Origin of the sequence: Bradyrhizobium archetypum, from assembly GCF_013114835.1 — a bacterium.
Classification (GTDB): domain Bacteria; phylum Pseudomonadota; class Alphaproteobacteria; order Rhizobiales; family Xanthobacteraceae; genus Bradyrhizobium; species Bradyrhizobium archetypum.
The window spans coordinates 281,613-301,581 of sequence record NZ_JAAVLW010000005.1 but is presented as its reverse complement, the minus strand read 5'-3'; the positions used below and the strand labels follow the sequence as shown (position 1 = coordinate 301,581).

Genomic DNA, 19,969 nt, shown 5'->3' with positions numbered 1-19,969 from the left:
TTACTGCTCCGCCGCCACGGTGTTGCGGAGGATGCCGATCTTACTGGATTCCACCTCAACGACGTCGCCGACCTTGAGCCAGCGTGGCGGCGTGAAGCGGGCGCCGGCCCCTGTCGGGGTGCCGGTTGCGATCATGTCGCCAGGTTTCAGTGTGGCAAAGGTCGAGAGGTAGGCGATCAGGTAGTCGAACGGAAACATCAGCCGCTCGGTGGAATCGCTCTGCCGCACCTCGCCATTGACGCGGGTGACGATGTCATGTGGTCCGCGCGGATCGCATTCGTCCGAGGTGACGATCCATGGGCCGATGCTGCCCGAGCGGTCGAAATTCTTGCCTTGGGTGACGTTGAACTTGCCGTGGTGCAGCCAGTCGCGAACGCTGCCCTCGTTACACAGCGTCATGCCGAAAATGTGCTCCCACGCCCGCTCGCGCGGGATGTGCCTTCCCTCCTTGCCGATCACGATCACGAGCTCGCCCTCATAATCGAGCTGTTCGGAGACATCAGGCTTTTCGATCGGCTGGCCCGAGCCGACGACGGAAGATGGATTGCGGACGAACAGGCTCGGATATTTCGGCAGATCCGAATTGTCCTTGTACTCGGCGTTGCGGTCCCTGTAGTTCACGCCGATGCACCAGAGCTTTTCCGGAGCAGGGATCGGCGGCAGCAGCGTGACATCCTCGAGTGCATGATCGGGCTTCTGCCCGGCAATCGCCTGACGCGCGGTATCAAGTCCATCCGCGGCAATCAGCGCCCGCAGGTCGGGAAATTTCGTTCGTTCGGTCAGGTCGACGATCCCGCCCGGGACGCTCGCGCCAAAGCGCGGCTGGTCGTTTGCAAGATAGCTCAGAAGATGCATGCGATCAGTCTCCGGATCGGCGCGGCGCGGAGCGGCACGCTTCAGGATTCAGTTTTTGAAGTCTGGAACACCGGCTTCAGGGTGACGATCTCGCCGAGCTTGGCGTAACGCGGGCCGGCGATGCGCGCGATCGGGTCGAGCGCCTCGGTTTCGATCTTGCCGTTGTTCAAAAGACCATCCCTGATATGGAAGACCAGCACCTCGCCGACGATGAGCCGGCTGCGGGTGTCGCCAAATTCGAGACACTGGCGGAAGCGGCATTCCATCGCAATCGGCGCGGCTGCAAGACGGCGCACCTTGACGCGCTCGCCCGGTAGGGTGGAAAGCCGCAGTTCCTCGACCTCGCTGACATCAGGCGGATGTTCGGTGGAGCTCTCGTGCACCGCATTCATCAGGCTCGAATCCGCGATGTGAACGACGTACTCCTCGTTGTTGAGGATGTTCTGCGCGGTATCCTTGTAGATTCCTGCCTTGCGCCCGACGCTGATGGCCAGCATCGGCGGCTTCGGCGCGACGAAGGTGAAGGCGGAGAACGGGGCGAGGTTGAGCACCCCGTTGCCCGACAGGGTGGTCACCCAGGCAATGGGGCGGGGCACCACGACGCCGGTGATCAGCCGGTAGGCCGTTTCGGCGTCGAGATATGCAGGATCGATCCGCATTGTGAGGCGTCAGTCAGCCTTGATGTTTGCCTTGCGCACGACCGGAATCCACTTGGCGTCCTCGCGTTCGAGGTAGCTTGTGAACTCCGCGGGCGTCATCGATACGGCCTCGGAGCCGAGCGCGTTGAATTTCTCGACGATGGCCGGATCTTTCAGGAGCTCCGCCAGCGTATCGTGAAGCTTGGTCACGATCTCGGCCGGTGTGCGCGCCGGCGCGAACAGGCCAGTGAAGGTCTGGCCGTCAAAATCCTTGTAGCCGAGCTCGGTAAAGGTCGGGACATCAGGAAGCCAGGAGGCGCGGTGGCTCCCGGTGACGGCGAGTGCGCGCAGCATGCCGCTCTTGATCGAAGGCAAACCGACGGAGATCTGATCGAGCGCAAACTGCACCTGTCCGCCGATCAGGTCGTTGAGCGCAGGCGCGTTGCCGCGGTAGTGCACCGTCAGCCATTGCAGGTTAAGCGTCGATTGCATCAGCTCGCTGAGCAGATGGTTGGTGGTGCCTTGGCCGGGCGAGGCCATCGTCAGCTTGCCGGGATCGCGGCGGGCAAGATCGAGAAATTCCTTGAGATCCTTCGCCTGTAGCGACGGATGCACCTCGAGCACCAGCGGGGTCATCGTGATCGAGGTGATGGGGACAAAATCCCGCTTCCAGTTGTAGGCCTCGCGCTTGGCGATTTCGGGTGCGAACAGCACCGGGCCGTTGGCGCCGACGAACAAGGCGTAGCCGTCGGGCGGCATTTTCGCGAACGCCTCGCCGGCGATCAGGCCGCCCGCGCCGGCCTTGTTCTCGACAATGAACGGCTGGCCGAGTTTCGCCTGGAGCCTGTCGGCGATGACGCGCGCCGCGCTATCGACATTACCGCCGGCCGGATACGGGACGATCAGGCGCACCTGCCGCGCCGGCCATTGCTGGGCCTCGGCCGGTGTGGTCAGCGCTACGGCCGATATTGCCGACAAAGCGATGCCTGCGATCGCGAAAAATTTCATCGCATTCTCCCGAAAGGCGGCATATCGGCCGCTACATTCTTGTTTTGCACCGGCCCCATCCCAGCGGCCATTGCATGCATTGTTCCGCGCCGCGATGTTGCGCGCAGCCCTTCCACTGTCGACCAAATTGTGATGTTTTTGTCCACATTGTGGACAACGGGCAACGCTTATGACGAACGGCCGGTTAAAGGCGCGCGGGGCGCGGCCGGGCGGGCAGACGATCCGCCGGGCCGTGGCCGTGCTGCGGACACTCGCGATAGGCGGCGAACGAGGCGTGCCGATGGCCGAGATCGTGCAGGCCACCTCGCTGACCCGCCCGACGGTACATCGCATCGTGCACGTGCTGATCGAGGAGGGGATCGTCGAGCGCAGCGACCGCACAGGGAATTACGCGATCGGCCGCCAGGTGCCCGAACTGGCGCTGGCGCGTCCGTCGCGTTCGCCACTGTTGATTGCAGCAGAGCCGCATCTGGCGGCGGCTTCCGCACAGCTCGGCGATACCTTGTTTCTCACCGTACGCACCGGCCTCGATACGCTGTGCGTGGCGCGCCGCATCGGCAACTATCCGATCCAGGTTCTGTCGATCGAGGTCGGCGTGCGGCGTCCGCTGGGCGTCAGCAGTGCCGGGGTGGCGATCCTGGCTGCCATGCCGTCAGCGGAGGCGCGCAAGATCGTGCTTGCCAATGAAACGCGATTTGGTGCCTACCGAACCGATGTGGCAACGGTGCTCGGCCAGATTCAGCTCGCGCGCCGCCGCGGATACAATTTGCGCGATGTCGGCCTCGTGCAGGGAACGAAGTCGCTGTCCGCATGGATCCGCGCGCCCGACGGCCAGCCCACCGCGGCGATTACGCTCTCCGCCATCCGAAACAGGTTAAATCCACGGCGTGCGATCGAGGTGGCAGACGCTCTCGTCGCGACCGCGCGCGCGATCGAAGCGGCGACGCCGGCTTAACCCGCAACGGCGTTTGTCGGCTTCGGCGTCGCCGGCGGGACGCGACGGAAGCGCAGGACGATTCTGGTGCCCTCATGGTCGGGATCGCGCTCGGCGCTGGCGTCCAGCTTTGCGGCCATCGCGCTCACGATGCGTTGTCCCATGCCCGTGGAGCGCGGGTCGACCTTGGCGTTGAGACCGACACCATTATCGGTGATCGAGACAAGGAGGTCTTCGCCCTCGGGGTGGAGCTCGACATGAATGGGACCGGCGCCGTCAGGATAGGCGTATTTGACGGCGTTCATCACCAGTTCGTTGACGATGATGCCGATCGCCACCGCGCGGTCGGGGTCGATCTCGATCGGTTCAGCCTTGAGCGTCAGCCGCGACATCTTGTTGCCCTCGGCCGAACGGCGGAGATCTTCCAGCAGAGCTTCGAGATACTGGTTCAGCAGCACGCTCTTGAGGTCGTGCGAGGTGTAGAGGCGGCGATGCACCTGCGCGACCGCCGCGACGCGGCCCATCGCATTGGTCAGCGCCGCCTTGACGTCCTCCTGGGTCGCCGAATTGGCCTGCAGGTGCAGCAGCGAGGCGATGATCTGCAAGGAGTTGCCGACGCGGTGGTTGACTTCGCGCAGCAGTACTTCGCGTTCGGCGGCGAGCGCCGCGTAGCGGTCGCGCGAAGCGTGAACCTCGGCTTCGGCCTCGTCGCGGGCGCGCTGAAGCGCGGCCTGTCGGAGCGCGCCGTCGATCGCGACCTGAAGCAGCGGAATGAAATCGCCCCGCGTGTCCTTGACGAGGTAGTCGGCGGCGCCGGCCTTCAGCGCCGTGACTGCGATCGCCGAATCCTGCGCGGCCGTGACGAACACCACGGGTGGGGCGTCGACGATCGCCATGATCCGTTCCAGCGTTTCGAGGCCGTCGAGGCCCGGCATGTATTGATCGAGCGCAACCACATCGATGCCGCCCTGTGCGAGCCGGGCCAGCCCTTCCTCGCCGCTTGCCGCATGCACCACCTTGAAGCCCGCCCGCGTCAGACCGCGGTCGACCAGGCGAGCAAGGCCCGCGTCGTCGTCGATATACAACAGTGTCGGCGTTGCGGGTTTCATGTGGCGGCCGGAGGGACCTGAATGACGGAGAAAAACAGACCGAGCTGGCGAATGGCGTTGGCGAAACTTTCGTAGTTCACGGGCTTGGTAATATAGACATTGCAACCCAGTTCGTAACAGCGCTTGATCTCCTGCGAATCGTCGGTGGTGGTCAGGACTACGACGGGCGTGGTCTTGAGATACTGGTTTTCCTTGACCCGTTTTAGAATGTCGATGCCGGACGTGTCGGGCAAGTTGAGATCGAGCAGGATCAGGAGCGCGCTGCCCTTGTGATCGAGGCCCGTCCCATCCTTGCCGAACAGGTAATTCAGCGCGGCTGTACCGCTGGTGAACGGTATGATGTCATTGTTGACACCGGATCGACGTATATTTCGCTCGATCAAGCGGGCGTGGCCCTCGTCGTCCTCGATCATGATGATGCTGACTGGATTACTCATATCCGTGTATTCCGGTTGGCAGACCAATTAATAGGCAGCGTAATCGTGAACGTGCTGCCCTGGTGAAGTTCCGACGCGACCGACATGGTTCCTCCCAACCGTCGCACCAAGGCGCGAACATGGGCAAGGCCGATGCCTTGCCCCGGCTTGTCCTGGGTTCCTGCGCGGCGGAACAAATCGAAGATGCGCTGGTGATCCTTGGGGTCAATGCCGCGCCCGTTGTCGGATATCTCGAAAATTGCAAAGCCGAGCTTGGTGCGACCGCGCACTGAGATCTCGCCGGGCACCCCCGTTTTCAGGTATTTAAGCGCATTGTCGATCAGATTGGAGAAGATCTGCTCCAGCGCAAGGCGATCGCTGACAATATTGGGCAGCGCTTCGATCCGGATCTCGGCCTGGGCTTCCGCGGCCTGATGCGCCACGGTCGTCACGATGCCTTCGATCAGCTCCTTGGTATCGATCGCGACCGGCTCGAACTCGCGCCGTCCCTCGCGGGTGAGATTGAGGATCGCCGATATCAGCCGGTCCATCTTGCCAATCGACGACTTGATGAATTCGAGTGCCTCGGAGAAGTCTTCCGAGAGCTGCTTGTCCGCTCCCTGGAGCTCGGGCTCGGCGGTATCGGTGGCGTTTTCCGCAGTGGCCGGGACGGCGGACTGCGCGCGGGAAAGCGCTGCGATCCGTTTGAAAATGTCGCCGCGCAATTCCTCCAACTCGCTGGTGAAGCCCATGATGTTGACCAGCGGCGAGCGCAGATCGTGGCTGACGATGTAGGCGAAGCGCTGGATCTCGTCATTGGCTTCACGCAGGTCCGCCGTGCGCTCGTCAATCGTGGCCTCGAGGTTGAGGTGACTGTCGCGCAGCTTGGCATCAGCCACGTCGCGCGCGCGTGACGAGCGACGCACGAGAAAGATTGCGATGCCGGCCAGCACGACGACGAAGCCCGAGCCGATGCCGGTGATCGAAGCCGCCAGCGCCTGGCTGCGATCGGCGTTGGTGGTACGCTCGGTAAACAGACGGTCTTCCTCCGCCCGCATGCGACCGGCGAGATCGTCGATATGCTTCATCGTGTCGCGCCCGATGCCTTCGCGAACGATCTTGGCGGCATCGTTCATGCGCTGCGACCGGGCCAGTTCCATAGTGGTGCGGAATTCCTCGATCCGCTGATCGTAGAGCGGCATCATCTCGTTGATGAGCTGCCGTTGAACCGGATTGTCGCTGATGAGTTGGCTCAACCGCGTCAGCGCGGGCGTCAGCTCGGACATGGCCTGCTCAAAGTCGCGCCGAAAATCCGGCCGCAACGTCGCGAGGTAGCCGCGTTGCGCGCTCTCGGCGCGCCGCAACTGAAGCTGAACGACCGAGAGCTGGTTTTCAACCTCGAGCGTACGCTGCACCGAGCGCGAATCCTCGCGCGCTTTGTTCACGAGATGGACCGAGCCGGCGCTGATGGCGGTCAGTACCAGCAGTCCCGCCGCGAATAGCAGGATGTGGCCCACGGCGCGCTTGCGCTGGGCATCAGCGTTCACGGTGATCTCGCGTCATGAGCAAACGGAACAAGCGCCCCTGTGCCACCCCTAAATACCCAACGTGCGATGGAACCCTCGGTTCCAGAGGCCGCCGAATATTTCAGGCGTTGCCGCTCACGTCTTGCTGTCCAGAGGTTGTCCAGCGAGGTACTGCTCCAACCAGTGGATGTGGTAGTCGCCGTTGATAATATCAGTTTCGCGGACCAGCGCCCGGAACAGCGGCAGCGTGGTTTCGATGCCGTCGACCACCATCTCGTCGAGAGCCCGGCGCAGCCGCATCAGGCATTCGGCACGGGTCTTGCCGTGCACGATCAGCTTGCCGACCAGCGAGTCATAATGGGGCGGAATGACATAGCCCTGATAGACGGCGGAATCGATCCGCACGCCAAGGCCTCCGGGCGGGTGGAATTGCGTGATCTTGCCGGGAGAGGGGCGGAAAGTCTGCGGGTTCTCCGCATTGACGCGGCATTCGATAGCATGCCCGATGATGGCGATCTCTTCCTGCTTCGCGGGCAGGTCGCCGCCGGCGGCGATGCGGATCTGCTCCAGCACGAGGTCGATGTCGGTGATGCTCTCGGTGACGGGATGTTCGACCTGGATGCGGGTGTTCATCTCGATGAAATAGAACTCGCCATCCTCGTAAAGAAATTCGATGGTGCCGACGCCGAGATATTTCATGTCCCGCATCGCCTTGGCGCAGGTCTCGCCGATCTTCGCGCGGGCCGCGGCGGCGAGAACCGGCGAGGGGCCTTCTTCCCAGACCTTCTGGTGGCGGCGCTGCAGCGAGCAGTCGCGCTCGCCGAGATGGATCGCGCCGCCGCGGCCGTCGCCGAGAATCTGAATCTCGATGTGGCGCGGCTTCTGCAGGTATTTTTCGAGATAGACGGAGGCGTCGCCGAACGCCGACTTGGCTTCGTTGGATGCGGTCGACAGCGCGAGCATCAGATCGTCGGCGGTGCGTGCGACCTTCATGCCGCGTCCGCCGCCGCCGGCTGCGGCCTTCACCAGCACGGGGAAACCGATCGCCTTGCCGATTGCCATGGCGTCGTCGTCGGACGAGACTGCGCCGTCCGAGCCGGGCACGACGGGGATACCGAGCCGCTTGGCGGTCTTCTTGGCCTCGATCTTGTCGCCCATCAGGCGGATGTGTTCGGCCTTCGGGCCGATGAAATGCAGATTATGGTCGGCGAGGATTTCGGCGAAGCGCGCGTTCTCGGACAAAAAGCCGTAGCCGGGATGCACGGCATCGGCGCCGGTGATCTCACAGGCCGCCAGCAATGCCGGAATATTGAGATAGGATTCCTTCGACGGCGGCGGTCCGATGCAGACGCTCTCGTCGGCGAGCCGCACATGCATGGCGTCGGCATCGGCGGTCGAATGCACGGCAACCGTAGAGATGCCGAGTTCCTTGCACGCGCGCAGCACGCGGAGCGCGATCTCGCCGCGATTGGCTATGAGGATCTTGTCGAACATGTTTTTCCAAGCCGTGAGTAGCGAATGGCGAATAGCGAATGGGAAGACACTGTTTTCACTATTCGCCACTCGCCATTCGCTTATTCAATGATCACGAGCGGTTCGCCGAATTCGACCGGCTGGCCGTCCTCGACGAGAATTTGCGTCACCGTGCCCGCGCGCGGCGACGGGATCTGGTTCATCGTCTTCATCGCTTCGATGATCAGGAGCGTCTGGCCGGCAGACACCTTGGTGCCAACCTCGATGAACGGCTTGGCGCCGGGCTCAGGCGCCCAATAGGCGGTGCCAACCATCGGCGAGGGGACCACGCCCGGATGCTTGGCCAGATCGGATACCGCCGCGGGCGCAGCGGAAACAGCTGGCGCGGCTGCCGGCTGGAAGTTCGCCGGCATCGCTGCCGAGACGCTGATGTTGCGCGCAACCCGCACCCGCAAACCGGCGCGTTCGATCTCGATCTCGGTCAGGCTGGTTTCATCCAATAATAGCGCGAGTTCGCGAATGAGCGCGCTGTCGTCGCTCATTAGATTTGCGGCTGATTTGTCCGCTGACTTGTTGTCGGGCTGGCGGGCCATGCTCTTGATCCGGAATTCTCGATGTGGGTGACGGCGTAAACGTCAGGCTATCTGTCGCTCGACGTCAGATTTTAAGGTCAGTCTTGAAGTCAGTTCTTCGCCTTGACGCCGAGCTTGGCGGCAAGGCCGTTGATTGCGAGCCGGTAGCCATCGATGCCGAAGCCGCAGAGCGAGGCGAAGGCAGCCATGGCCGTGAAGGAGTGATGACGAAAGCTCTCGCGGGCATGAACGTTGCTGATATGCACTTCGACCGTCGGAATTTTCACCGCGACAAGTGCGTCATGCAGCGCGATCGAGGTGTGCGAATAGGCGCCGGCGTTGATGATGATGCCGGCCACCTTCCTGGCGTGCGCCTCGTGGATAAAGTCGATCAGCTCGCCTTCGCGATTGGATTGGCGGCAATCGGCCGTCAGGCCGAATTGCGCCGCCGTCTCCACGCACAGTTTCTCGACATCGGCGAGCGTCGCATGGCCGTAGGTTTCGGGCTCGCGCGTCCCCAACATGTTGAGGTTCGGGCCGTTGAGCACATAGATCGTCGCGGCAGCGGCTGAGGTATTTCCTTGGGCCATCCGGATTCCAGCAAAGAGGGGCGGGCAGGTCGCGGGCGTTATAGGTAACAACGCGGCCAAGGGGAAGCCTTTAGGCCGCTTTGGCCCATTTCAAGCGTCTCATCCTGTTCATAAAAAGGCGCATAGAACCTACTGAATTTGCTGATTAACCAAGGCCGATGAATCGGTCTGGGTGTGCCCCGCGTGCGGCGTATTCAGGAGCCCTTCGCCTTCCGGACGTCCGCTCAAGCCAAAGCGATGGAAACCATGCTGCCCACGGTGGAATGGGCCGCAACGCGTCGAACAGGTTGTAGCTCCGTTTGCTCCGGGACGTTGGGGCGGGGCATGCCCCCGCTCAGCGAAAAGGGCGGGCATTTCTGCCCGCCCTGATACTTGCGAAAGGCCGCTGTTAGGCGTCCAGAATCGCGACGATCTCGTAGGTGTTCGGATCGACGATCACGATCTGCTCCTTGACGAGGATATACTTATACCTGCGCCATTCCGGATAGATCGTCACCACCCGCTCCGGCAACGTATGGAAGGTCACGTCACGCGGCACTCGGGTGCCGACCGAAACCGAGAAGTTCACGTTCGTCACCGGCTGCACCCGTGTCTCCTTGATCGCAGTGGTGATCTGGGTGCGCTGCTCGGTCGAGAGCTTGGCGCCCGCGCCGGCCTGGCCCGTCGTGGTCGTGCTCTGGCCCGCGGCTCCGCCCTGAGTCTGGGTCTGAGTCTGAGTGCGGTCTTGCTGGCCCTGGGCCTTCTGGTCACGTTGCTGCATTTGATCGCGACCCTGGGTGGTCTGGTCACGCTGCTGGGTCGTGCCCTGATCGCGTTCCATCTTGCCCTGGCCAGTGGTCTGGCCCTTTTCGGACTTCTGTTCGGCCTTCTGCTCGGACTTCATGCCGCCGCGGTCCTCCTTGCCCTCGGCTTTCATGTCCTTGCCGCCCTTGCCGTGCTCTTCGGCGCGCTGGCCCTTTTCAGCGCCCATCGACTTCTGCTCGGACTGCGCACCCTTCATCTCGGACTTGCCGCCGCTATCGCGCTGCATGGTGCCCGATGATGCGCCGCCGCGCTCAGAAGAAGGCGCGCTCTGCTGCGCGGAACCGGCCGACCCCGGCTCGCCGCGTCCCATGCCGGTGCCTTGCGCGTTCGCAAAGCCGGTTCCGGCGATCAGGGCCGCCGTCGCGACCGTCATCAGAAAGCGATTACTCATTGAATGTCTCCTCACGTATCTGCATTGCCCGCGCGATCAACGAAAGGAATTGCCTGATGTTCCTGATAGTTGGCGGTTCCGCCGACTTTGTTTTGTGAACGCGAGATGAACCACTGGCCCGCAGAACGCCGCAAAGAAAAGGCCGGCTATCGAGCCGGCCTTTCATCGCAACTTGTGAAGCATCGCCTCAGCAGGTCGCCTTGCCGCAGCGTGCGTTGTTGATCTTTTCGCGCAGGGCTTCAGCCCCGACCGCGCCGATCACCACCTGCTTGCCGATCACATAGCTTGGCGTGCCATTCATGCCCATCGCTTCGGCGAGCTTGAAATTTTCCTCGAGCGTGCTGCGGACCTCGGCGCTCGAAAGGTCCTTCTCCAGCTTCGCCATGTCGAGGCCGACTTCCTTGGCGACCGCCATCGCACGCGCCTTGTCGGCCGCACCGCGGCCGGTGAGCAGCTTCTGGTGGAAGTCGAGATATTTCTTGCCAGTCGGATCCTGCATGCGCACGGCGACGCCGACCTGGGCGGCTTCGACCGAGCCGGCGCTCAAGACCGGAAATTCCTTGAGCACGACCTTGAGCTTCGGGTCGGCCTTCATCAGCTCCAGCATGTCGGCCATGGCGCGCTTGCAGTAGCCGCAATTGTAATCGAAGAATTCGACGAAGGTGACGTCGCCATCCTTGTTGCCGAGCGTGACGCCGCGTGGCGAATTGAAGATCGCTTCCGCGTTGGCGGCGACGCCGGCTTCGTGCTTGGCGGCTTCCGCCGTGGCCTGGCGCTTGCTGAGTTCGGTCATCGCCTCTTCGAGCACTTCGGGATGCGCGATCAGGTAATTTCGGACGATCGCCTCGATGTCGCCGCGTTGCGTGTCGGTGAAGCTCTGCGCGGAAGCGGACAGCGGCGCGCCGCAGAGCGCCAACGCGAACAATGCGGGGACGAAAAGACGGAACGAGGGCATCGGTAAATCCTTATGCGGCGAGTTCCCGGGCAATTCTGTTGAAGGCCGGCTCCTGGAGAATATCGTGGTTCATGGTCGCCAAGTAATAGTCAAGTCCTTGATTATCAGGCCCTTGGCGACCCGACCCGATTATAGCCGAATGCGGTTGATTGCTAGTTGCTCTTCTGGCCGGGCAGCGGCTTGGCGCTCACAATGTCGTCAGCCTTGACCCATCCGGGCGTCCCGATCGCGAAGCGCGTTTTCGCGCGCGAGGCGAGATCGCGCGCGGTCTTGCTGTCGCCGCGCAGATAGGCGGCCTGGGCCGAGGCCAGGTCGGCCTGCGCGTAATCGCCCTTGCGTCCGTAGGCGATTGCGAGCTGGGTATAGCCGATCGGCGCCTCGCTCTCGCGCGCCACAGCCGCGCGCAGGATCGCGATAGCCTCGTCCGTATAGGCGTTGTTGCCGGTTGCCACGAGAGCCTGCCCAAGCAGCATCTCGATAAGCGGCGAGTTGTTCGAGAGCGCGACGGCCTTGCGCAGCGGCGCAATCGCCTCCTGCGGCTTGCCGCCCTCCAACAGCGCCTGACCGCGCACCTCGTGGAAATACGGATTGTTGGGCTGCTGCTGGATCAGGGCATCGATCTGCGCGAGCGCGCTGCGCAGGTCGCCGTGCAGATAGGTCGAGATCGCATGGGCATAGCGCGCCGGCAGGCTATTGTTGGACATCGGATAGCGTCGGTACACGGTGTCCTGCCGCTCCATGAAAGCCGAGATCTTGGCGCGCACCATGTCGTGACGCAGTTGTAGCGCAGGGTCGTCTTTTTTGTCCCAATAGGGGCTCGATCGTGCCAGTCCTTCCAGCGCAGCAACGCGCTCGGCCGGCATCGGATGCGACTGCATGTAAGGGTCGGAGCCGCGCGCGGCGAACAGGCTTTCGTCGGTGAAACGCTTGAAAGTCTCGTACATGCCGCGCGGAGACTGGCCGGTGGCATTCAGAAACTTCACGCCGGCCTTGTCGGCATTTTCCTCCTGCTGGCGCACGTAGGAGAGCAGGGTGCGGCGGATCACTTCGCCCTGCGCGGAGAACATCGCCGCGCCGGCGTTGGTCAGCCCACTGCTGCCGCCGCCGCTCCGCGATCCCGCGACCATCGCGCCGGCGCCAAGCAGCATGGCGATGATCATCTGCGTCTGGGCCTGCGCCATCTGCTCGCGCATCTTGGCGAGATGGCCGCCGGCAAGGTGGCCGGTTTCGTGCGCCATCACGCCGATGATCTGGTTCGGCGTCTCCGACTGCAGGATTGCGCCGTAGTTCACGAAGATGCGGCGACCGTCGGCAACGAAGGCGTTGAAGACACCCTGGTTGATGATCACCATCTGGATGTTCTGTTTTTCCAGGCCGGCGGCGCGCAGGATCGGCCGCGTATATTCGCGCAGCAATTGCTCCGTCTCAGTGTCGCGGATCACCGGCGGACCCTTGTTCTCCTGCGCCATCGCCGCGATCGGCGTGAAGGCAAGCGCGACAGCCGTGATCAGCGCGGTCAATTTCAGCGATTTCTTGCGTCGGGCGATACGAAGCAGCATGAGCGGTCTTTGGCGATTGATGATGCGTGCGGAGTTGCCGGAAGCCAGTTCGGTTTCCGATTAGATCAGAAACGGGTCCTAGTTTATTGTTTCAACGCGTTTCTTCGCCCAAACCGGTATCGCTTGGCTTGAAAACGCTATAACAAGCCATCGAATACGGCCAGTCTGGGGCGCTAGCCGGTTCGGGAACCTGGATTCGGCAAGCGCCCGTGCAAATAGCAGATATCGATGCTGGAATCGACACTTAGAGACCGCGCAAAAGCGCTGCTGACGCCTTCGGTACGGAGCGATGTTCCGCCCTTCATGGTGATGGACGTGATGGCGGCCGCAGCGCGAATCGAGGCGGCAGGCGGCCATGTGATTCACATGGAAGTGGGGCAGCCGGCGGCGCCGGCGCCGCGGAGCGCGATCGCGGCTGCGCACAGGGCGCTCGACGAGGCGCGCATCGATTACACCTCCGCGCTCGGCATGCCTTCGCTGCGCGAGCGGATTGTCAGGCACTACCGCGATGCTTACGGCTGCACGGTCGATAGCGAGCGCATCGTGATCACGACCGGCTCGTCCGGCGGATTCATTCTGGCGTTTTTGTCGATGTTCGAGCCGGGCGACCGGGTCGCGGTCACGGTGCCCGGGTATCCACCTTACCGCCACATTCTGACCGCGCTCGGTTGCGAACCGGTGCTGATTGAGACATCGAGCGCGACGCGCCATGCGTTGACAGGCGAGGCGTTGCTGGCCGCGCATCGCAAGACGCCGCTGAAGGGCGTGCTGGTCGGTAGCCCTGCCAATCCGACGGGAACGATGATGTCGCGCGAGGCGCTCACCGGCCTGATCAATGCGGCGGAAGATGCAGGTATTCGCTTCATTTCCGACGAGATCTATCACGGCCTCGATTATGCGTTTCCGGCGGTGACGGCGGCCGGGCTCTCGCCGCAGGCGCTCGTGATCAATTCGTTCTCGAAATATTTCTGCATGACAGGCTGGCGGGTCGGCTGGATGGTGGTGCCGGAGCCCTTGCTGCGGCCAATCGAGCGGCTGCAGCAGAACCTGTCGATCTCGGTGCCGACGCTATCGCAGATCGCCGCCGAGGCGGCATTCGAGGGCCGCGAAGAGATGGAGGCGATCAAGCGCGGCTATCAGGAGAACCGCCGCATCCTGATCGAGGGACTGCCGAAGGCCGGCCTGACCAAGTTTCTTCCTGCGGATGGCGCCTTCTATCTCTACGCAGATGTTTCGGATTTCACCTCCGACAGTTTCGAATTTGCCGGCCGGATGCTGGAGAAGGCGCATGTGGCGGCGACGCCCGGCGTCGATTTCGATCCGATCCACGGCCGTAGCTTCATTCGCTTCTCCTACGCGCGCTCGGCCGACGAGATGCGTGAAGCGGTGACGCGCATTGCGCGTTGGCTGGCATAAATACCTTCGGCCGCCATCCACATCTACGATCCACATCATCCGAATCCAAATCAATCGGGAGTCATCCGTGTCTGCCAGAACCCTGCCTGAAACTGTTGTGCCATCGCATTTCCCGCTGGCCAGTTTGCTGTGGCCGCATCGCGCGGATGGATCGTCGGGTCTGTTGCGCAGCGTGGTCCTGGTCGCGCTGGGCACGGCGTTGCTGACCTTGTCGGCCAAGGTCAATCTGCCGTTGCCGTACGTGCCGATGACGCTGCAGACGCTGGTCGTACTGGTGATCGGCGCAGCCTATGGCTGGCGGCTCGGCAGCGCTACCGTCATGGCCTATCTGGCCGAAGGGGCGATCGGATTTCCGGTATTCGCAGGCCCGGTTGGCGGCCTTGCGCCGCTCGTCGGTCCGACCGCCGGATATCTCTTCGGCTTCCTGGCAGCGGTCTTCGTGACGGGATGGCTGAGCGAGCGCGGCTGGGACCGGTCAGTGCTTCAGCTATTTGTCGCGATGGCGCTCGGACACATTCTCATTCTCGCTGCCGGGTTTGGTTGGCTCGCGTTCGGCATGAAGCTCGGCGTGGAAAAGGCGTGGCTGGTCGGTATTGTTCCGTTCATCGCGGCATCTCTGATCAAGAATGCGCTCGGCGCGGCGCTGGTGCCGGCAACCCGGCGGATGTTCGATGCGCGCGGCTAGCGGCCGCCAACACCATTGACTCCGCTCCCTCAAAGTATTTTGGCTGTGTGCGACGGATTGGCGCAGGTGCGACCAGTCCGCGGCCATTGAAGGGAGTAGGCGTCATGGCGGCAACGATCGCAACCGAAGCGCCCGCGAGCGCGGCAAAGAAGCCCTGGTACCGGGTTCTTTACGTCCAAGTCTTGATTGCCATCGTGCTCGGTGCGCTGGTCGGCTGGCTGTGGCCTGCGTTCGCGACCAACGACTGGATCAAGGCGCTCGGCGACGGCTTCATCAAGCTGATCAAGATGGTGATCGCGCCGATCATCTTCTGCACCGTGGTATCCGGCATCGCGCATATACAAGATGCCAAGAAGGTCGGCCGGATCGGCGTCAAGGCGCTGGTCTATTTCGAGGTGGTCTCCACCTTCGCCCTGGTGATTGGCCTTCTCGTCGGAAATCTGGTCAGGCCCGGCTCGGGTTTCGGAGGCGGCATGGCGAACGCGCAAGCCGTCGCCGGATACGCTAAGCAGGCGGAAGCGCAGAAGACAGTCGATTTCTTCCTGCACATTATTCCCGATACGGTGGTCGGCGCTTTCGCACAGGGTGAAATCCTTCAGGTGCTGCTGTTCTCCATCCTGTTCGGCTTTGCGCTGATGGGACTTGGCGAGCGCGGCCACACCATCCGCGCCTTCATCGACGATGCCGCGCATGCCGTGTTCGGCGTCATCGCCATCGTGATGAAGGCCGCGCCGATCGGCGCGTTCGGCGCGATGGCGTTTACGATCGGCAAGTTCGGCACCGGCGCGATCCTGAACCTGGTCGGCCTGATCGCAACCTTCTATGTGACGGCGGCGCTGTTCGTGTTCGTGGTGCTCGGCGTGATCGCGCGGATGGTCGGGTTCTCGATCTTCAAGTTCCTGGCCTACATCAAGGATGAGCTTCTGATCGTGCTCGGCACGTCATCCTCGGAAAGCGCGCTGCCATCCTTGATGGAAAAGCTCGAGCGGCTCGGCTGCTCCAAGTCCGTGGTCGGCCTCGTGGTCCCGACCGGTTACTCGTTCAACCTCGACGGCACCAACATCTACATGACCTTGGCGACGCTATTCATCGCGCAGGCGCTCGGTTTCGATCTCTCCTTCAGCCAGCAACTGACCATCCTTCTGGTCGCGATGCTGACCTCAAAGGGTGCGTCCGGCATTACCGGGGCCGGCTTCATCACGCTGGCCGCGACGCTCGCCGTGGTCGATCCACGCCTGGTGCCGGGCATGGCGATTGTTCTCGGCATCGACAAGTTCATGAGCGAGTGCCGCGCCCTGACCAACCTGTGCGGCAACGGCGTCGCCTGCGTGGTGGTGTCATGGTGGGAGGGCGAACTCGACAAGGCGCGGCTGCACGCCAATCTCAACAAACAGATTGATCCGTCCGACGTGGAGACTGCGATCACGACGGGATGAAAGGTCGCCGGAATCCGACAGAAGCCGCAATTAAAAAACCGCCCGGTTTTGCCGGGCGGTTTTTTTCGGTTCGATTCCTTATTCGCCGCTGCCGAAGCGTCGCGACCACCAGCCAGCCTTGCGTGGCGCGGGTTCGCCTGATGCGGCCGGAGCGGGCTCGGCCGGCGCGGGCGGGGGAGGTGCGGCCGGCTCTGGCGCGCTTTGGCTGACGGCAGGCGCCGGCTCGGCCGGCGCGCTGGTCAAGAAGCTGACCTTCTCGCGTACGGTCGAACGCCGGCGTGCCGCAGCGCGTTCGGCCTCCTGCCTGGTTTCTTCGGCGGCTGGCGCAACTGCGCTTGCGACCGGTTCAGACTGGGCGTAGCTCGGGGGCTCGATCTCTGCCGGCTGCGCGGCCGGTTCGGGCGGAGCGTCGGCCTGCACCAGTGACGGGGCTGGCTCGGACCCGCCGCCGTCGAAATCAGCAACGGCGGTCACCGCTTCCGGCGCCGAGGTCGGCGCGAGTTCGTCTGCGATCGATCCGGCGAGACCATCCTCGAGCCCGCCGCCACGCCGGCGACGTCCGCCGCGACGGCCGCGACGGCGCGGGCGCCGCTCGCCGCCTGCAGGCTGATCGCCGCGGACCATGCCGGGCTGTTCGTCGCCTTCGTCCTCGTCGGTATCACCGTCCTCGGCGGTCGCACCTTCGACGGCTTCGCCCGCAACCCGCATCGCATCGCTGTCTTCACGCGGCGCGCCGCCTTCACGGGGCTCACCACGGCCGCGCCGACGCCGGCGCCGCTTGCGGCGGTGGCCGTCGCCTTCACCTTCGCCCACTGCCGCTTCCGCGGCATCCTCGGTCAGCCCTTCGGTTTCGTCGGTTTCGATCTCGGATTCGGTTTCGATGTCGAACGGCTCGTCGTCGTCATAGGCTTCCTCGATCTGCGGGAAGGCGGCGGCCTGCGCCGCCAGCAACGCCTTGGCGGCTTCCAGCGTGTGCACCTGTTCGCCGCGGTCGATGACGTATGATTGCTGGCCGCTCACGGTGGCGTCGGCGACGACGGCCAGCGTCACCTTGAACGCGTTTTCCAGATCGCGCAGGTGGCCGCGCTTGTGGTTCAGCACATAGAGCGCGACGTCGGTGCGGGTGCGCACCACCAGATTATGGGTCGCGCCCTTCATCAGGATTTCTTCGATGCCGCGCAGCAGTTGCAGCGCGACGGAGGACACCGAGCGCACATGACCGCTGCCGCCGCATTGCGGGCAGGGCTCAGTCGAACTCTCCAGCACGCTGGCGCGGATGCGCTGGCGCGACATTTCGAGTAGGCCGAAATGCGAGATCCGCCCGACCTGGATGCGCGCGCGGTCCTGCCGCAGGCAGTCGGAGAGCTTGCGCTCCACCGCGCGGTTGTTGCGCTTCTCGTCCATGTCGATGAAATCGATGACGATCAGTCCGGCGAGGTCGCGCAGGCGAAGCTGCCGGGCAACTTCCTCTGCCGCCTCCATGTTGGTCTTGAGGGCGGTGTCCTCGATGTGATGTTCGCGGGTCGAGCGGCCCGAATTGACGTCGATTGAGACCAGCGCTTCGGTCTGGTTGATGACGATGTAGCCGCCGGAACGAAGCTGCACGGTCGGCGAGAACATCGCGTCCAGCTGGCTTTCGACGCCCATCCGCGAGAACAGCGGCTGCCCGTCGCGATATTGCTTCACGGCCCGCACGTTGGAAGGCATCAGCATTTTCATGAAATCGCGCGCTTCGTGGTAGCCGGCGTCGCCGGCAACCAGGATTTCGTCGATTTCCTTGTTGTAGAGGTCGCGCAGCGAGCGCTTGATCAACGAGCCTTCCTCGTAAACGAGGGTTGGGGCCTGCGACCGCAGCGTCATATCGCGCACGGTTTCCCACATGCGGATCAGATATTCGAAGTCGCGCTTGATCTCGGGCTTGGTGCGCGAAGCACCCGCGGTGCGCAGGATAATCCCCATGCCCTCGGGCACGTCGAGGTCTTGCACCACTTCCTTGAGCCGCGAGCGGTCCTGAGCCGAGGTGATCTTGCGGCTGATGCCGCCACCGCGGGCGGTGTTGGGCATCAACACGGCATAGCGGCCGGCCAGCGAAAGATAGGTCGTCAGCGCCGCGCCCTTGTTGCCACGCTCTTCCTTGACAACCTGCACCAGCATCACCTGACGGCGCTTGATGACTTCCTGAATCTTGTACTGGCGGCGCGGGCGGAACGGACGCTCCGGAACTTCTTCCAGAACGTCGTCGCCGCCGACGGACTCGACGACATCTTCTTCAGCGTCCTCCGCGTCGTCTTCATCGTCGTGGCCGTCGTCGCCTTCCGAAGCGGCAGCGAATTCGTCCGGCGCAGCCGCGGCGTATCCTTCGCCGGCGTGCTCGACATGCGGCGGCTCATCGGCATGGGCCGCAGGTTCGTTCGCTTGCGCGTGGTCATGGGACGCTTCGTGAGTCCCTTCCGCATGGGCGTCCTCGGTGGTCCTCTCGGTGACCGCCGCCTCGGTTGTTGGCGCCACGGCGGGCGTCTCGGAGAGAGGTGCCGTTTCGGCAACCGGCGCTTCGCTTGCGGCGTCCGCCCCTTCCTGCGGGGCTGGCGCTACATCCTCGGGATGATCGTGCGGATGGCCGAAATCTTGACCCTGCGCTTCGTGTTCATGCGCTTCATGATCGTGATGAGCCGCATCCTCGTGATGCCCGGCGTCGTGCGCCTGCGCTTCGCCGGCGTAGAGGCCTTCGTGCTCATGCGCCTCGCCCTCATCGGGTTGGGCTGCCTGCGCAGGATCCTGGCCGGCATTCTCGATGACATCGCTTTGGACCCGGTCGCCATGGCCGCGGCGACGGGCATTGCGGTGGCGCGACCGGCGGCGATGGCTGGAGCGGTTCTCGCTCTCTTCCTCGGCCTCGCGGTGCGCGCGCTCGTCGGCCTCGATCAGCGCCTGCCGGTCGGCGACCGGAATCTGATAATAGTCCGGATGGATTTCGCTGAACGCCAGGAAGCCGTGGCGGTTGCCGCCATACTCGATGAACGCCGCCTGCAGCGACGGTTCTACGCGCGTAACCTTGGCGAGATAGATATTGCCGCGCAGTTGCTTGCGCTGGACGGTCTCAAAATCAAATTCTTCGACGCGGTTGCCACGGACCACAACGACCCGGGTCTCTTCCGGGTGGGTCGCGTCGATCAACATCTTGTTGGGCATTTTGGAACTCTTGACGGCGGCGGGCGCGGTGCATGGCGCGCGCAAATTGCGCGGCCCGGTGACGCGACGGTCCACCTGATTCGGGGGTGAGGGGAAGGCCAAAACGCACTTCTTGGCGCCGCGCCGAACGGGGGACCACCGGAGCAACGCGACGTGCGAAGCTTTCGCCTCGCATCGTCGCGATCGTTCCGTGGATCTTGGTCGGCAACACAGTCTGGCGCATCAAGCGTCGGCCCGTCTGAACATGTTGGCGGAAAAGATACCGCCGTGTCTTTCGCTGAAAGCCCGGTTCGGCGCCGAGGCGCCCGCCGGCCATCGCATATCGGACCGGTTCGGATCCGGATAATCAGTTTTGCCGTGTTCTCTAACCGTCCCTGGGAAAAGGTACCTGGGACCGGACGCCGCTCGGGCTC

17 protein-coding genes are annotated in these 19,969 nt (G+C 63.4%); 4 read left to right on the top strand and 13 right to left on the bottom strand.

The window, feature by feature from the left end; translation table 11 throughout:
* Genes HCN50_RS17725 through HCN50_RS17715 form a run of 3 tightly spaced genes read right to left on the bottom strand, consistent with a single transcriptional unit; the run spans position 1 to position 2,501 of the window.
* The gene (locus HCN50_RS17725) at positions 1-855 is read right to left on the bottom strand and encodes a fumarylacetoacetate hydrolase family protein (protein ID WP_171710952.1); all 855 of its coding nucleotides are present in this window, start codon (positions 853-855) and stop codon (positions 1-3) included.
* Positions 856-896: 41 nt separating this feature from the next.
* Entirely contained in the window at positions 897-1,514 is a 618-nt protein-coding gene (locus tag HCN50_RS17720) for a flavin reductase family protein (protein ID WP_171710951.1), read from the bottom strand.
* Positions 1,515-1,523: 9 nt separating this feature from the next.
* Complete coding sequence (locus HCN50_RS17715) at positions 1,524-2,501, bottom strand: Bug family tripartite tricarboxylate transporter substrate binding protein (RefSeq protein ID WP_171710950.1); 978 nt, start codon at positions 2,499-2,501, stop codon at positions 1,524-1,526.
* 169 nt (positions 2,502-2,670) lie between these two features.
* On the opposite strand from HCN50_RS17715, the gene HCN50_RS17710 reads away from it, so the two are divergent.
* Entirely contained in the window at positions 2,671-3,456 is a 786-nt protein-coding gene (locus tag HCN50_RS17710; RefSeq protein WP_171710949.1) for an IclR family transcriptional regulator, read from the top strand.
* On the opposite strand, the gene HCN50_RS17705 is transcribed toward HCN50_RS17710, so the two are convergent.
* From HCN50_RS17705 to HCN50_RS17665, 9 genes are all read right to left on the bottom strand, one after another.
* The gene (locus HCN50_RS17705; RefSeq protein ID WP_171710948.1) at positions 3,453-4,544 is read right to left on the bottom strand and encodes a sensor histidine kinase; all 1,092 of its coding nucleotides are present in this window, start codon (positions 4,542-4,544) and stop codon (positions 3,453-3,455) included. The two genes, HCN50_RS17710 and HCN50_RS17705, sit on opposite strands and share 4 nt — an antisense overlap.
* On the bottom strand, positions 4,541-4,981 hold the full coding sequence (locus HCN50_RS17700; protein ID WP_171710947.1) for a response regulator: 441 nt from the start codon (positions 4,979-4,981) through the stop codon (positions 4,541-4,543). Before HCN50_RS17700 ends, HCN50_RS17705 begins: the two co-directional genes overlap by 4 nt.
* A complete protein-coding gene (locus tag HCN50_RS17695; protein WP_171710946.1) occupies positions 4,978-6,507 on the bottom strand; it encodes a sensor histidine kinase in 1,530 nt (509 codons plus the stop codon). Before HCN50_RS17695 ends, HCN50_RS17700 begins: the two co-directional genes overlap by 4 nt.
* Positions 6,508-6,621: 114 nt before the next feature.
* Entirely contained in the window at positions 6,622-7,980 is a 1,359-nt protein-coding gene (accC, locus tag HCN50_RS17690; protein ID WP_171710945.1) for an acetyl-CoA carboxylase biotin carboxylase subunit, read from the bottom strand.
* A gap of 80 nt (positions 7,981-8,060) precedes the next feature.
* Positions 8,061-8,552, bottom strand: coding sequence for an acetyl-CoA carboxylase biotin carboxyl carrier protein (gene accB, locus HCN50_RS17685; protein WP_171710944.1), 492 nt, complete (start codon positions 8,550-8,552; stop codon positions 8,061-8,063).
* Between the two features lie 89 nt (positions 8,553-8,641).
* Positions 8,642-9,121 carry a type II 3-dehydroquinate dehydratase gene (gene aroQ, locus HCN50_RS17680; RefSeq protein WP_171710943.1) on the bottom strand — a complete coding sequence of 160 codons (480 nt, stop codon included), beginning with the start codon at positions 9,119-9,121 and terminating at the stop codon, positions 8,642-8,644.
* A 388-nt stretch (positions 9,122-9,509) separates the two neighbouring features.
* Positions 9,510-10,316 carry a DUF1236 domain-containing protein gene (locus tag HCN50_RS17675; RefSeq protein ID WP_171710942.1) on the bottom strand — a complete coding sequence of 269 codons (807 nt, stop codon included), beginning with the start codon at positions 10,314-10,316 and terminating at the stop codon, positions 9,510-9,512.
* A gap of 187 nt (positions 10,317-10,503) precedes the next feature.
* A complete protein-coding gene (locus HCN50_RS17670) occupies positions 10,504-11,271 on the bottom strand; it encodes a DsbA family protein (RefSeq protein WP_171710941.1) in 768 nt (255 codons plus the stop codon).
* Positions 11,272-11,423: 152 nt separating this feature from the next.
* The gene (locus HCN50_RS17665; RefSeq protein WP_171710940.1) at positions 11,424-12,830 is read right to left on the bottom strand and encodes a M48 family metalloprotease; all 1,407 of its coding nucleotides are present in this window, start codon (positions 12,828-12,830) and stop codon (positions 11,424-11,426) included.
* 228 nt (positions 12,831-13,058) lie between these two features.
* Between HCN50_RS17665 and HCN50_RS17660 the strand changes: the two genes are divergently transcribed.
* The 3 genes from HCN50_RS17660 (at position 13,059) to HCN50_RS17650 (ending at position 16,367) form a co-directional block, all read left to right on the top strand.
* Positions 13,059-14,246 (top strand): pyridoxal phosphate-dependent aminotransferase, encoded by a 1,188-nt coding sequence (locus HCN50_RS17660; protein WP_171710939.1) that lies wholly within the window; start codon positions 13,059-13,061, stop codon positions 14,244-14,246.
* Positions 14,247-14,370: 124 nt separating this feature from the next.
* The gene (locus tag HCN50_RS17655; protein ID WP_376700304.1) at positions 14,371-14,931 is read left to right on the top strand and encodes a biotin transporter BioY; all 561 of its coding nucleotides are present in this window, start codon (positions 14,371-14,373) and stop codon (positions 14,929-14,931) included.
* Between the two features lie 104 nt (positions 14,932-15,035).
* Complete coding sequence (locus HCN50_RS17650) at positions 15,036-16,367, top strand: dicarboxylate/amino acid:cation symporter (RefSeq protein WP_171710938.1); 1,332 nt, start codon at positions 15,036-15,038, stop codon at positions 16,365-16,367.
* 78 nt (positions 16,368-16,445) lie between these two features.
* Here the strand turns inward: HCN50_RS17650 and HCN50_RS17645 are convergent, their stop codons facing one another.
* Positions 16,446-19,556 (bottom strand): Rne/Rng family ribonuclease, encoded by a 3,111-nt coding sequence (locus HCN50_RS17645; RefSeq protein ID WP_171710937.1) that lies wholly within the window; start codon positions 19,554-19,556, stop codon positions 16,446-16,448.
* Positions 19,557-19,969 lie beyond the last annotated feature (413 nt).